The sequence below is a fragment of the Pseudomonas sp. CCC3.1 genome, assembly GCF_034347405.1.
Classification (GTDB): Bacteria; Pseudomonadota; Gammaproteobacteria; order Pseudomonadales; family Pseudomonadaceae; genus Aquipseudomonas.
Genome location: NZ_CP133778.1, coordinates 2,715,463 through 2,729,679 on the forward strand (window position 1 = coordinate 2,715,463; position 14,217 = coordinate 2,729,679).

General features: G+C 58.6%; 8 protein-coding genes. 4 read left to right on the forward strand and 4 right to left on the reverse strand.

Annotated features, from left to right (window positions below):
- Nucleotides 1-359 precede the first annotated feature (359 nt).
- Nucleotides 360-3,074 carry a magnesium-translocating P-type ATPase gene (gene mgtA / locus RHM56_RS12190; protein ID WP_322241471.1) on the forward strand — a complete coding sequence of 905 codons (2,715 nt, stop codon included), beginning with the start codon at nucleotides 360-362 and terminating at the stop codon, nucleotides 3,072-3,074.
- 92 nt (nucleotides 3,075-3,166) lie between these two features.
- Nucleotides 3,167-4,789 carry a Na/Pi cotransporter family protein gene (locus RHM56_RS12195; protein WP_322241473.1) on the forward strand — a complete coding sequence of 541 codons (1,623 nt, stop codon included), beginning with the start codon at nucleotides 3,167-3,169 and terminating at the stop codon, nucleotides 4,787-4,789.
- A 46-nt stretch (nucleotides 4,790-4,835) separates the two neighbouring features.
- On the opposite strand, the gene RHM56_RS12200 is transcribed toward RHM56_RS12195, so the two are convergent.
- Together RHM56_RS12200 and RHM56_RS12205 are read right to left on the reverse strand one after the other, a co-directional pair.
- Nucleotides 4,836-5,471: a response regulator transcription factor gene (locus tag RHM56_RS12200; protein WP_322241474.1), complete on the reverse strand. Its 636-nt coding sequence runs from the start codon at nucleotides 5,469-5,471 to the stop codon at nucleotides 4,836-4,838.
- A gap of 3 nt (nucleotides 5,472-5,474) precedes the next feature.
- Nucleotides 5,475-7,289, reverse strand: coding sequence for a PAS domain S-box protein (locus RHM56_RS12205; RefSeq protein WP_322241475.1), 1,815 nt, complete (start codon nucleotides 7,287-7,289; stop codon nucleotides 5,475-5,477).
- A gap of 178 nt (nucleotides 7,290-7,467) precedes the next feature.
- Here RHM56_RS12205 and RHM56_RS12210 point away from each other — a divergent pair, with 178 nt between their 5' ends.
- Nucleotides 7,468-9,090: an acyl-CoA synthetase gene (locus tag RHM56_RS12210; RefSeq protein WP_322241476.1), complete on the forward strand. Its 1,623-nt coding sequence runs from the start codon at nucleotides 7,468-7,470 to the stop codon at nucleotides 9,088-9,090.
- Nucleotides 9,091-9,134: 44 nt separating this feature from the next.
- Entirely contained in the window at nucleotides 9,135-10,907 is a 1,773-nt protein-coding gene (locus RHM56_RS12215) for an acyl-CoA dehydrogenase C-terminal domain-containing protein (RefSeq protein WP_322241477.1), read from the forward strand.
- A gap of 55 nt (nucleotides 10,908-10,962) precedes the next feature.
- On the opposite strand, the gene RHM56_RS12220 is transcribed toward RHM56_RS12215, so the two are convergent.
- A complete protein-coding gene (locus RHM56_RS12220) occupies nucleotides 10,963-11,256 on the reverse strand; it encodes a putative quinol monooxygenase (protein WP_322241478.1) in 294 nt (97 codons plus the stop codon).
- Between the two features lie 71 nt (nucleotides 11,257-11,327).
- Nucleotides 11,328-14,075 (reverse strand): RHS repeat-associated core domain-containing protein, encoded by a 2,748-nt coding sequence (locus RHM56_RS12225; protein WP_322241479.1) that lies wholly within the window; start codon nucleotides 14,073-14,075, stop codon nucleotides 11,328-11,330.
- Nucleotides 14,076-14,217: the final 142 nt, after the last annotated feature.

Sequence of the window (14,217 nt, forward strand, 5' to 3'; positions counted from 1 at the left end):
TGCCCCCGTTCCCAGCGTAAAACCTGCGCATCATTCGGTGCATTGGCGCGTCAGCCCTGCCACAGGCCTACTGGAGCAGCGCTGGGGCATGGACGACGCTCAGGAACCTCAGAGACGCGTCTGGCACTGACGGTTATCGGGCTATAAATCACCGTTTATTAACTGGAGTTCCCTATGGACGAAGCCAGTAGCTGCCCGCTGCGTACACAATAAAAAGTGTGCAGTCGCGGGGATTTAAAGCGCATTTAAATACTTATATAAACCGATCGCAAAGTTTGCGGCTCGGCATACCTTGGCTCGTCTTGAACAAGGCAAGCCAAGGTATGTTTGGTCGAGAGTTGGCGACAGGAGTACTCATAATGAGCGCCGTAAAAAACAGCAAAGTTCGAGACAAGAACAACGCGGGCGAAAACAGCAAATTGTCGATGCGTGCTGCCCGAGAAGCTCAAAACGGTCTATCGGCCACGCTGGCCAATGTCCGGGGTACCGTCGATGGCCTGACCGTACTGGATGCCGCCGAACGCCTGGAACATGAAGGCTACAACGAAGTGGCGCATGACAAGCCGCCTCATGCCCTCGTGCAGTTCCTGCTGGCCCTGCACAACCCCTTCATCTATGTCCTGCTAACCCTGGGCATTATCAGTTTCTTCACGGACTACTGGCTCCCGAAGCAAGAAGGCGAAGAAGCCGATCTGACCAAGGTCATCATCATCGGCGTGATGGTTGGCCTCAGCAGCCTGCTGCGTTTTTGGCAGGAGCATCGCTCGGCCAAGTCCGCTGAAGCCCTCAAAGCCATGGTCCGCACCACGGCAACGGTTGTGCGCCGCGAACGCGTCGGTAACCCGGCCAAGCTGTTTGAAATCCCTATGCGCGAACTGGTCGCCGGAGACATCGTGCAACTGTCGGCCGGTGACATGATCCCCGCGGACATACGCCTGATTGAGTCGCGAGACCTGTTTATCAGCCAGGCCGTGCTCACCGGCGAAGCGTTGCCCGTGGAGAAATACGACACCTTGGGCGACGTGACACAAAAGTCGGCTAACGGAACGGCCGCAGACCAGAGCAACCTGCTGGACTTGCCCAACATCTGCTTCATGGGCACCAACGTGGTCAGCGGCACTGCCCGTGCTGTCGTGGTCGCCACCGGCCCGCGCACCTACTTTGGTTCGTTGGCCAAGGCCATTGTCGGCTCGCGCTCGCAAACCGCGTTTGATCGCGGGGTTAACAGCGTCAGTTGGCTGATGATCCGCTTCATGCTGGTCATGGTGCCGATCGTGTTTTTCCTTAACGGCTTCTCCAAGGGCGATTGGGGCGATGCCTTCCTGTTTGCACTGGCGGTGGCGGTTGGCCTGACCCCAGAAATGCTGCCCATGATTGTCAGTGCCAACCTGGCCAAAGGCGCCACGGCCATGGCCAAGCGCAAAGTGGTGGTCAAGCGTCTTAATGCGATCCAGAACCTGGGCTCGATGGACGTGCTGTGCACCGACAAGACCGGCACCCTGACCCAAGACCAGATTATCCTTGAACACCATGTCGACCCGGACGGCCAGCGTGATGAGTCGGTGCTGTCCCTGGCTTGGCTCAACAGCCATCACCAAAGCGGCATTCGCAACCTGATGGATCAGGCGGTGGTGCAGTTCTCCCGGCAAGATCCCAAGTTCAAACTGCCGCTCGCCTATAACAAAGTCGATGAGTTGCCTTTTGACTTCGTACGTCGCCGCCTGTCAATCGTGGTCAAGGACAGCCGTGGCGATCATTTGCTGGTGTGCAAAGGCGCTGTCGAAGAAATGCTGAGCATTTCGACCCATGTCATGGAAGACGGCATCAGCGTCGCACTCGATTCGGCACGTCGCGAGCAATTGCTGGCACGGGCGACCGAGTACAACGAAGACGGTTTCCGTGTGCTGGTCGTCGCCGCTCGCGACATTCCCAAGGTGCAATCGCAAAAGCAATACACCACCCGCGATGAGCGGGACTTGGTAATCCGTGGCTTCCTGACCTTCCTTGATCCGCCCAAAGAAACCGCAGGCCCCGCGATTGCAGCGCTGCAAACTATTGGCGTGGCCGTCAAAGTGCTGACTGGCGACAACGCCGTGGTCACCAGCAAGATCTGCCGTCAGGTAGGCCTGGATCCGGGGACACCGCTGCTGGGCCCAGAAATCGAGCTGATGGCCGATGTGACCCTGAGGCAAGAAGTTGAGCAACGCACAGTCTTCGCCAAGCTCACCCCGTTGCAAAAATCCCGCGTGCTCAAGGCGCTGCAAGCCAACGGCCACACGGTGGGTTTTCTCGGCGACGGCATCAACGATGCTCCAGCCTTGCGCGATGCCGACGTGGGTATATCAGTAGACAGCGGCACCGACATTGCCAAGGAGTCGGCAGACATCATCCTGCTCGAAAAAAGCCTGATGGTGCTCGAAGAAGGCGTGCTCAAAGGTCGTGAAACCTTCGGCAACATCATGAAGTACCTGAACATGACCGCCAGTTCCAACTTCGGCAACGTGTTCTCGGTGCTGGTGGCCAGCGCCTTTATCCCGTTCCTGCCAATGCTCTCGATTCACCTGCTGCTGCAAAACCTGATGTACGACATCTCCCAGTTGGCATTGCCATGGGACAAGATGGACAAGGAGTACCTGCAAAAGCCGCGTAAATGGGACGCCAAAAACATTGGCCGCTTCATGATCTGGATCGGGCCGACCTCGTCGATCTTCGACATCACCACCTTTGCCCTGATGTGGTACGTGTTCTCGGCCAACAGCATCGAAATGCAGACCTTGTTTCAGTCTGGCTGGTTCATCGAAGGGCTGCTGTCGCAAACCTTGGTGGTGCACATGCTGCGCACGCGCAAAATCCCGTTCTTTCAGAGCACTGCGGCCTGGCCGGTCATGATGATGACCCTCGTCGTCATCGTCCTGGGTATCTACGTCCCCTTCTCGCCGCTGGGGACTCTGGTCGGGCTGGAGCCGCTGCCACTGGCGTACTTCCCTTGGCTGGTCGCCACGCTCGTCAGTTACTGCTGCGTCGCACAACTGATGAAAACCCTTTACATCCGCCGCTTCAAACAGTGGTTCTGATCTGAAACACCGGGCTGACGCGAACCCGCGTCAGTCAGGCCCCCGTATTACGGTCTCGTAAAACATGAATGTTTGTTCTGTGGAGATTCCTCATGTCAGGAACCACTCTCTTGCTGAACCTCGCCGGTGCCATTGCACTGCTGCTGTGGGGCACGCACATGATTTCAACCGCGCTGCTGCGCGGCTTCGGTACCCAACTGCGCAACTGGATGGGGCGCAACCTGAATAATCGCTGGATGGCGCTGATCTCCGGAGTCGGTATCACCGGCGTGCTGCAAAGCAGTACCGCCGTCAGCCTGATGGCCACCTCATTTACGGCTGCTGGCACTCTGAGTCTGGCACCGGCCTTGGCCGTGATGCTGGGGGCCAATATCGGCTCGACGCTGGTGGTGCAACTGTTGAGTTTTGACACCTCGCTGGCCACGCCCATCATGTTGCTGGCGGGCTTTATCGTGTTCCGCCTGCGCGACGACTCACGCTACGAAAGCATCGGCTGCGCGCTGATTGGCCTGGGCCTGATGCTCTCGGCCCTGAGCTTGCTCAGTGCCACCCTGGGCCACATGGAGGCCACCTCAGTCTTTCGTGCCGTCATGCAGAGTCTGGACGGTGACCTGATCATTGCCGTGGTTGCCGCCGTGCTGCTGACCTGGCTTTGCCATTCCAGCGTGGCCGTGGTGCTGTTGATCGCCTCACTGGCCGGTGCCGGCATGATGACCCCGGTAACGGCAATGGCCTTGATGCTCGGCGCTAACGTAGGCGGCGCTTTGCCGTCAGTGATGAGTGCTGGATCGACCGTAGCGCGGCGTCTGCCCGTGGGCAACCTGCTGATTCGCCTGTTCGGCACGCTGCTGTTGCTGCCGTGCCTGCCGTGGCTGGCTAACTACCTGGGCCAGACCGACATTGGCCCGGCGCACATGGTGGTGTACCTGCATACCGCGTTCAACCTGGTGTTGGCCGTCATCTTTATTGGCCTGATCGAACCACTGGCCAACGCACTCACCCACGTCTTTCCCCAGCAAGAACGTCCAGCAGATCCGGGCATGCCGCAATACCTGGATGAAGCCGGGCTGGAAGTGGCCAACATCGGTCTTTCCAACGCCGTGCGTGAAGCTTTGCGTCTGGCAGACATGGCTTCATTGATGCTCAACCACGTGCTGCAACTGTTCGAAAAGCCTGAGCAAGGCACCTTCGATAAAGTTCGCCAGCTGGACCATTCCGTAGACTTGCTGAGCGCAGCGATTCGCGCCTATCTGGCCGACATAGGCCAGGACGGTTTGAGCGACGATGACGCTGATCGCGCTCAGGAAATCCTCATGTTCGTCATCAACCTTGAACATGCCGGCGACATCCTCAGCAACCTGGCGCAACTGGCGATTCGCCGGGCGCGTCGTGGCGAACACTTCTCGGCGTTTGAACTGCGCCACATCCAGGCCTTGCACCTGGCGTTGCTGGACAGCCTCAACCTGGCGATCACGGCCTTCTTGCGTGAAGACATCACAGCGGCCAACGCCTTGGTCAGCCACAAAGAAATCGTGCGCCAGCTCGAAGCCAGCGCCAGCCGAGAACACTTTCGGAAACTGCAAAACGACAAAACCACCTGGGCCGAGTCGGGCGACATCTTCCAGCGTGTACTGCGCGACTACCGCCGCGTGCATCACCACATCGCCGCGTTGGGCTACCCGGTGCTGGAGCGTTGCGCGCAACGCATGGATTAAGCCAGAACCCTGTGGGAGCTGGCTTGCCAGCGATGCAGGAGTGGGTCTAGCGCAACCTGGTCGGATCAACCAGCCCGGCAGCAATCGCCATGCCCACCAGATCCGGCAAACGCTCAGCCTGCATGCGCTTCATGACCCGTGAACGGTACAGGTCGATGGTTTTCGGGCTCACCGCCAGTTGTTCGGAAATTTCGCGGGTGGTGTAGCCCTTGACCAGCGGCAAGAACACATCGCGCTCACGCGGTGTGAGGCTTTGCAGGCGCGTCTCAAGCTCGGTCTGTTCCTGGCTGGCAGATTGTCGGGCATTACCGCCGCTCAAGGCGTGTTGCACACTGTCCAGCAGCAACTGCTGGTTGTAAGGCTTTTCGATAAAGTCATGGGCGCCCGCCTTGAAGGCACGCACCACAATCGGAACATCGGCGTGCCCGCTGACAAAAATAACCGGCATTGTGATCCCGCGCTCCTGCAGCGCTTGTTGCACATTCAGGCCGCCCATGGCGGGCATTCGCACATCAAGCAGCACGCAGGCGCTGCGCAGCGGGTCACAGGCGTCTAAAAAAGCCTGGCCACTGGTGAATGGCAGCGCATTCAGGCCCACCGACTCCAATAACCAGACCGTCGAATCAAGCATGCCCTGATCGTCATCGACCACGTACACCACCTGTTGCTCGGGGGTTGTCATGGGTTAATTGCCCTCTTCTTCTTGTTGTTTGATCGCGGCCATCAACGGCAGGCTGCAACACATCCGCAGCCCATCGGGCTGTGGCTCGGCGTTCAGTTCGCCGCCAAAGCCTTCGATGATACTGCGACTCATCGACAGACCCAGCCCGAGCCCTTCGGCCTTGCTGGTGTAAAACGGGGTGAACAGTTGCTCGAATTGCTCGCCCGTCACCCCTGGCCCTTGATCCTGCACACTGACGTGTAACCAGCCACTGGCCATTACCTGCGCCTGCAAGGTAATGCGTGAGGCTTGCCCCGGTTGTTGCTCGCTGTTGGCATCAATCGCATTGCGCAGCAGATTGAGCAACACCTGCTCCAGCAGCACTCTATCGGCGTACACCAACGGCAGTATTTCCGGTAATTGCTGCTCAATGTTCACCTGCCGCTCGCGGGCTTCCCAGGCGCACAAGCTGACCGCCTGACGTACCACATCGCTCACATCCAGCGCCTGCAAGGTGCGGCGTCCCTTGCGCAGAAACCCTCGAAGACGCTTGATCACCTGCGAAGCATGGTTGGCGTGCAGGGTGATCCGTTCCAGCCCTTGCGTCACGCGGGCAATTGCCTCGGGATTGTGCTCAAGGTGTTGCAGGTAGCGCTGGCTGGCATTCGCATAATTGACCACGGCGGCCAGCGGCTGGTTGATCTCGTGGGCAATCCCGGACGCCAGCTCTCCCAAGGTTATCAGCCGCGCGGTGTGGGCCATTTCGTCCTGATGATGACGTTGCTGGGCTTCTCGCAATTCACGCTCGCGCATGTCACGGGCCACCAGCGAGAAAAACCGCTCACCGGCGGTCGAACGATGGGCCAGCAACAACAGTGACACGGGCACAGATGGCTCGCCATTCAACGGCTGCAAGCGGGTTTCGCTGCTCCACAAACCCTGTTGTTCGGCATTGCGCCAGCCCACCGATTTCAGTTGCGCGAGGTCTTGCGGGCTTAAAAAGTCAGCGAGTGAAAGAAGACTTTTCCCACTTTCCAAGCCGAGAATTCGACGAGCCGCCGGATTGAGGTATGACACGCTGCCCACCGGATCAATAAACAGCACAGGGTCTGGATTGGCTTCCACCACATCAGCCAGACGCCGCTTGTTTTCCTCGGCCTGAATCCGCGCAGTAATGTCGCGTGACACGCTGACCACTTCAACCACCGCGCCGGTGTAGGTTTCGCGGATTGCCCGACTGGCCGTTTCGAACCACAGGTAATGCCCGGCCTGATGCCGAATGCGATAGGTCATGGTGTGATAGCCATCGAGCTCCAGCGCATCGCGAGCCTGGCGCAACACTTGCGCCAAGTGGTGGGGATGAAATAGACGCTGTGCCAAACGCCCCCGCAAACGTTCGGGCCAATAGCCGAGCAAGGTCCAGGACGCCGGGGAAGCATCCAGAAAGCGCCCGTCGGGGGTGTGGCGCGAGATCAGATCGGTGGTGTTTTCAGTAATCAATCGATACAGACGCCGGGCCTTGGCGGCTTCACGCTCCGCCAGCAGTTCGCTGCTCGCTTCACGCCCACGGGCAACAACACAGCGGTTTTGCGGGTCGGGAATCAGGGTCCAGAGCCAGATCTGTGCATGGCTGTGTGCTTCGACCTGCTCAATCGCGCGCGCCTGATGCAGGCACGCGTTGATCAATTCATTCAGATTGCCCGGCAACCATGTGCGCACATGGCTCAGCGGTTTGCCTGCCAGTAGCCGCAACAACGCCGGGTTAGCCGCCAGGGGCAAGCCTTGGGCGTCTAGCACCACCGAAGGTTGCGGGTCATAGGTAAGCAGCGAAACAGGCATTGGGCATCCATGTGTGGGGGAACATGCTGGATATAGAACAATTACTATATTGCTTAGGTATTACTTCCATATCAAATGCAAACTGGGCTATAAATCAGGCCGGACATAAAACTGACCCGTTCGCCACCGGCAGAGCGGGCAGCCATAGAGCTAACAATCAGCCACCGGAATGACCATCATGTCGATTTTTGAGCAGGGCCTAGAGCCCCGTGCTGTCAACCATATTGCCCTGTCGCCTTTGAGCTTTATCGAGCGCACCGCCAGCGTCTACCCCGACTACCCTGCCGTGATCCACGGCTCCATTCGCCGCACCTGGGCGCAGACCTACAGCCGTTGCCGGCGCTTGGCTTGCGCGCTGGCCGGACGCGGAATTGGCAAAAACGATACTGTGGCCGTGATGTTGCCCAACATTCCGGCCATGCTGGAAGTCCATTTTGGCGTGCCGATGGTTGGCGCTGTCCTCAATGCGCTCAACGTGCGCCTGGACGCCGAAGCCATTGCTTTCATGCTTGCTCACGGCGAAGCCAAGGTACTGATTGCCGATCGCGAATTCCATGACGTGATTCACGCCGCCGTGGCCATGCTCGACCATCCGCCGCTGATCATCGACGTTGATGACCCGGAATACGGCGAAGGCCAGCCAGTCAGTGCACTGGATTACGAAGCGTTTCTGGCCGAAGGTGACCCCGAGTACGACTGGCAATGGCCTACGGATGAGTGGCAAGCCATCGCCCTGAACTACACCTCGGGCACCACCGGCAATCCCAAGGGCGTGGTGTACCACCATCGTGGGGCGTATCTCAACTCGCTGGGCAATCAGATGGTCTGGGCCATCGGCAACCATCCCGTGTATCTGTGGACCCTGCCGATGTTCCACTGCAACGGCTGGTGCTACCCGTGGATCATCACCGCGCTGGCTGGCGTGCATGTATTTCTGCGACGGGTCGACCCGCAAAAAATCCTCAACCTGATCCGTGAACACCAGGTCACTCACTTGTGTGGCGCGCCGATTGTGCTTAATGCACTGGTCAACATGCCCGACTCGGCCAAGGCCGCCATCGACCATCCGGTAAATGCCATGGTTGCAGGTGCCGCGCCGCCCGCCAAAGTGATCGGTGCAGTCGAAGAAATGGGCATCAACGTGACCCACGTCTATGGCCTGACTGAAGTCTACGGCCCGGTGACTATCTGCGCCTGGCATGACAAATGGGACGAACACCCCCTCGCTGAGCGGGCTCAGATCAAATCCCGTCAAGGTGTGCGCTACCCCACGCTGGAAGGCGTCATGGTGGCCGACCCGAAAACCATGCAGCCGACGCCCCGTGACGGTGAAACCATGGGTGAGATCTTCATGCGCGGCAACACCGTGATGAAGGGCTACCTGAAAAACCCCAGCGCCACTGCCGAGGCATTTGAAGGCGGCTGGTTCCATACCGGTGATCTGGCTGTGTGCCACCCGGACGGTTATGTCGAAATCCGTGACCGCCTCAAAGACATCATCATTTCCGGCGGCGAGAACATCTCGACCATTGAGGTCGAAGGCGTGCTGTATCGCCATCCCGGGGTGATGGAAGCGGCCGTGGTGGCTCGCCCGGATGAAAAATGGGGCGAAACCCCGTGCGCCTTCATCACCCTCAAGGCCGATCACCAGCACGTGCGCGAGGTCGACATCATCGTGTTTTGCCGCGAGCATCTGGCCGGATTCAAAGTGCCACGCAGCGTGGTGTTCACCTTATTGCCCAAGACCTCCACGGGCAAAGTCCAGAAATACGTGCTGCGCGACATGGCCAAAGCCCTGTAACCCATCCCCGTTCCTGTGTTTAGAAACGTTCACGAGGTTTTGTGATGCCAGAATTCAATGCACCGCTGCGTGACATGCGCTTTGTGCTGCACGAAGTATTTGACGCCCCCGCACTCTGGGCGCGTCTGCCCGCCTTGGCCGAGCACGTTGATGCCGACACCGCTGACGCGATTCTTGAAGAAGCTGCCAAGGTCACCCAGCAGTTGATTGCGCCCCTCAATCGCAGCGGTGATGAAGAAGGTGCGAAGTGGCAAGACGGCAAGGTCAGTACACCAAGCGGTTTCAAGGCCGCCTATGCCACCTACATCGAAGGCGGCTGGGTCGGTCTGTCGGGCAACCCGGCGTTTGGCGGGCTGGGGATGCCGAAAATGCTCGCGGTGCAATTTGAAGAAATGCTCTACGCCGCCAACTCAAGCTTCGCCCTGTACTCGGCACTGACCTCGGGCGCCTGCCTGGCGATTGATGCGCACGCCAGCCAAGCATTAAAAACCACCTACTTGCCGCCGATGTATGAAGGTCGCTGGGCCGGTTCCATGTGCCTGACTGAAGCCCATTCCGGCACTGATCTGGGGCTCATCCGCACCCGCGCCGAACCCCGCGCCGATGGCAGCTTTTACATCAGTGGCAGCAAGATGTTCATTACCGGCGGCGATCAGGACCTGACCGAGAATATCGTCCACCTGGTACTCGCCAAATTGCCGGACGCGCCTGCCGGGCCACGGGGCATCTCCCTGTTTCTGGTCCCCAAGGTGCTGGTCAATGTCGACGGCACACTGGGGCAAGCCAATGCCGTGAGTTGCGGCTCTATCGAACACAAAATGGGCATCAAGGCATCGGCCACCTGCGTGATCAACTTCGACGGTGCCCAAGGCTGGCTGATCGGTGAGGCCAATAAAGGCCTGGCGGCGATGTTCACCATGATGAACTACGAACGGCTATCGATCGGAATTCAGGGCATCGGTTGCGCCGAAACTTCTTATCAGAATGCCCGCACCTACGCCCGCGAACGCCTGCAAAGCCGGGCCCCGACTGGCGCGGTTGCGCCCGAAAAAATGGCCGACCCGATCATCGTTCACCCCGATGTGCGGCGCATGCTGCTGAGCATGAAAGCCATGACCGAGGGAGGCCGCGCGTTCGCCAGCTATGTGGGCCAGCAACTGGACCTGAGCAAGTTCTCGACCGACCCGCAAGAACAGCAGGACGCCAGCGCGCTGGTGGCCTTGCTCACGCCGGTGGCCAAAGCCTTTTTTACCGATACCGGGCTCGACAGCTGCGTATTGGGCCAGCAAGTGTTCGGTGGCCATGGTTACATTCGGGAATGGGGGCAAGAGCAACTGGTGCGCGATGTACGCATCGCGCAAATTTACGAAGGCACCAACGGCATTCAGGCCCTGGATTTGCTGGGGCGAAAAGTTATCGCCAATGGCGGCGTGGCCCTGCGCCTGTTTACTGCGCACATCCGCGATTTTGCCAGCCAGCCTGGCAAACCTTACGCCCGCGAACTGCTGCAGGCAGTACAAAAACTTGAAGACCTTAGTGTCTGGCTACAAGCACGGGCCAAGATCAACCCCAATGAAATCGGGGCGGCGTCGGTTGAATACCTACAGCTATTTGGCTACGTGGCGTATGCCTGGCTCTGGGCAAGGATGGCTGATGTGGCGCAGCGTTCATTGCAGGCAGACCCGGAGTTTTATGCTGCAAAACTGGCCACGGCCACGTTCTACTTCAGCCGCCTGCTGCCCCGCACATTGAGCCTGGAACAGTCGATCCGGGCGGGCAGTGAGTCTTTGTTTGAACTGGACGCGGCAGGTTTTTAGGCCCGTCGATAAAGACGGCGGCCCGTAAAAGGGCCGCCGCTCGCACACCCAGGACTCAACTCAATGTATCAAGCAGCAGCACTTCACGGTGCTCCAGCAGATCCCCAACGGCCTTGCCCATCGCCAGGTAGTGCGGCGTGGTTTTGTGGTGGTCAATGGCCGCCATGTCCTTCCAGCCCTCGATAAACACAAAACGCTGCGGGTCGGCACGATCCAGATGCAGATCGTAGAACTCGCAGCCTGCTTCAGCACGTGAGCCTGTGACGCACGCCAGCAGTGCCTCTTTGACGGTATGTTCGTGACCGGGTTTGGCACGCAGGATTGCAACAATCTTGATGGTAGTAGACATATCGGCTTCCAGAAAAAGGGGTCAGCGTTCTCAATACACACTCGCACAGCGCCAGCGATACTACCTGACATTCAGCGGGTTGCAGCATTCGCTCGCCACGCGCGTTGCGCCTGAAGACGGCGAGCTACGGCTGAAACAGCGCGATTGAACGCTCGAAAAACACTGTGCATGGCCCGCGATAACAGGGGGCGAGTCGCACGGCGCTGGTCTCGCTCGACTTCCTGATAAAGACGTTCATAGCTCTGGCTTGCGGGCAATGGCTCGACCGCAATCGTGATCACGTCAATATCAAAACCAATCCTGAGATCGCGTACTTCTCTTCGCTCAACGCGGGTCGCACGCAGCCCGAACGCGTCGAGTATCCGTTGAGTTGAGCGCCCGGTCCCTTCACTGGCCAAAAAACTGTCGCGCATGGCGTCTGAGCCGCTTGGCAGCTGATCCGTGGCCCGTAATGCATGCGGATTGATCACGTCCCAGCGCACGATCAGCTTGGGCAAGACGCCGAAAAACAGGTTCTTTTTTGAAACCCTCTCATATTGATGCCGTGTCACGTCGGTTGCGTAAAAAGAGCTGCCTGGGGCCCGGAAGTTTTCCATGAACTTCCAGCGCCCTGGCAAGTATTCATTTTTGAATCGAAATCTGTTGGGGATGCCGGGAGCGATGTACGTCGAATGGATGGTGTGTTCGCCAGACAAGTTATGCGTGAGTGCTTGCATAACGGCCTGCTGTCGCCTCGCCGCCTCGTCATCCCCACTCATTCGGTCAAGCATTGATCCGGTTGCCGGGTATCCTGCAACGCGTGCACTGGGGCTGTTCGCTGAATAATCCTCAAACTCTTCAACCACGCGGCCATCGCTGTCGCGAAACCGGACGGGATTGTTTTTAACCATGGCATACAGATTCAAGCCGTCGACATCGCCAGCTCTGTCCGCGCTGATCCAGCGCCTGAGCCATGGCGCGTAGTACCGGAATCCGTAGTAGTACAACCCGGTCGCGTCACGTTCCTTGCCTGAAAAACGCAGCGTTTTGTACGTAGCATGAACGACACTTTTTGCCGACCACCAGGCTGTCGCGCCATACGGGTAATAACCCTCCTGGCTAAGCAGCTCTGCCTGTTGGTCAAGCTCCAGCGTGGTACTGCCCACATGGTTTGACAGGCCGAAACGCAGTTGTTCATCGGCGATGCCCGTCGGCAAGCCCTGCTCCCACTTCAACGCTCTGATCTGTGTGAGCCCGAGCGCAATACTGAGTACCTGCAAGACTTCGTCGCCAGCCTGATGACGGTGTAGCTCAAGCCCTGGCAAGTAGCGCACTTCATCGATTTGAGTCAGGCGCTGACCTTGGCTCAAACGGCGCTTGATAACCCGCTGCCCTGCAGCGTCATAACCATAGGTCTCGACGTCGTGGTTACCCTCCTCACGCATCACCTGGGTGACAGATGTGAGCTGGTTACGCACATTCCAGCTCATCACTTGCCCACGCACGAGCGAAAGTTGATTGCCATTCTGGTCGAAGCCAGCACCTACACCGGCCTGCAAGCTCTGATTGCTTTGCGCAGCCACCTGCATAGGTTGCGTATAGCCTTGCCCACTTGAAGGGACATGCTGCATGTGCGTGAGATTGGCGCCAGCATCGTAGTGATAAAACCGGGTGTAGTTGCGCATCACGTTGCCATCTGTGGCACCCGACAGCACCAATGCCGCCGCAGCGGCCCGGCCCATATGCGCATTTTCTCGTCCGCGGGCTTCAATGAGTTGATACAACGTGTCGTAGGCATACGTATTTGTCGCTTCGAGCTGAGCGTTGTTTGCCCACGTTGTCGGCTGCGCGGCGTCGTGGATACTCAAGACATTGCCGACCCGGTCATAGGTATAGGCAAGGTCTTGCAGAGGCGCGCCAGCGTGCCCGGGGCGATGGGTTGTCAGCCGCTGTAAACGATCTGTTGCCGGGGCGTAGGTGGCTTGCGTCACGACACCGTTGCCCAGTTGTTCGAACACGACCTGGCCTTTGGCGTTGTATCGGCGTTGTGTCAGCAATCCATGGCGTTTTCCGCTTTTAAACACCAGGGCAACCGACAGTAGCTCTGCGCCAATGGTGTATTGAGAGTGCTGACGATTGCCCTTGGCATCGATCTGCTCCAGCAGCCCGCCAAGCGCATCGTAATGCCACTTGCTGGTGTAGCCCTCAGCCTCCAGTTGTGCGTCGCGCACGTGTTGCGGCTCTGCCCAGTCAATGGCTTGAGGGTGCTGTACAAATCTGCGGGTCTGCGCCCCGACCTCGCCCAGCAGCGTGTAATGCCCGAAGAACAGTGTTCCGCAAGGGTCGTCATGACGGATGAGTCGGCCGCAGCCATTGAGCCTGGCGTGCTCAGGCGTCATCGCTGCGTAATACAAGCGTTCAACACAGCGTTCGCCGGGCTCATCGGCGGCTTGTTCAAACATCGCCGTTGACCTGAGTAAATGATCATATTCATAACGCTGCTGTGAGCCTCGCCCATCCCATGCCCTTAGCATCTGGCCATTACCGCCCAGCAATAGCCGTTGCCAACCGGCATCCACACTGCGGGTGTGCACCACTCGCCCGCTCAGGCTGTAACGATAGGCGGTATTGGGCTGCACATCGGCATCTGTTTCGTGCAAGGCATGTAAACGCGGGTCCCATTGCTGGAGCAAAAAGCTGCTGCTGCTCAATACATGTCGATGAAAGCGTGCCTGGGGTTCGTCCTGCCAGCGGATTCGATGGTAAGTCACCGAACGAACACTCAGTCCTCTGGGGTCGAGCGCGGTCAATAACGGCGTGTGTGGGTGCAAGGAAGACATGAAGGAAGGCCTGATTGACACAAAGGATCAAAAATCCTAGTGCCCGGATCAGCCCGAGGTGCGGTGTTTATGTGTTGTGTCGATAAGTGAGTGACCCAGATAACGTGCCGCGAACCCTTGCACTTGGATCACTCACGCTGCG

Coding starts and splice junctions, on each gene's coding strand:
- mgtA (WP_322241471.1), top strand. CDS start 360: ATGAGCGCCGTAAAAAACAGCAAAGTTCGAGACAAGAACAACGCGGGC.
- RHM56_RS12195 (WP_322241473.1), top strand. CDS start 3,167: ATGTCAGGAACCACTCTCTTGCTGAACCTCGCCGGTGCCATTGCACTG.
- RHM56_RS12200 (WP_322241474.1), bottom strand. CDS start 5,471: ATGACAACCCCCGAGCAACAGGTGGTGTACGTGGTCGATGACGATCAG.
- RHM56_RS12205 (WP_322241475.1), bottom strand. CDS start 7,289: ATGCCTGTTTCGCTGCTTACCTATGACCCGCAACCTTCGGTGGTGCTA.
- RHM56_RS12210 (WP_322241476.1), top strand. CDS start 7,468: ATGTCGATTTTTGAGCAGGGCCTAGAGCCCCGTGCTGTCAACCATATT.
- RHM56_RS12215 (WP_322241477.1), top strand. CDS start 9,135: ATGCCAGAATTCAATGCACCGCTGCGTGACATGCGCTTTGTGCTGCAC.
- RHM56_RS12220 (WP_322241478.1), bottom strand. CDS start 11,256: ATGTCTACTACCATCAAGATTGTTGCAATCCTGCGTGCCAAACCCGGT.
- RHM56_RS12225 (WP_322241479.1), bottom strand. CDS start 14,075: ATGTCTTCCTTGCACCCACACACGCCGTTATTGACCGCGCTCGACCCC.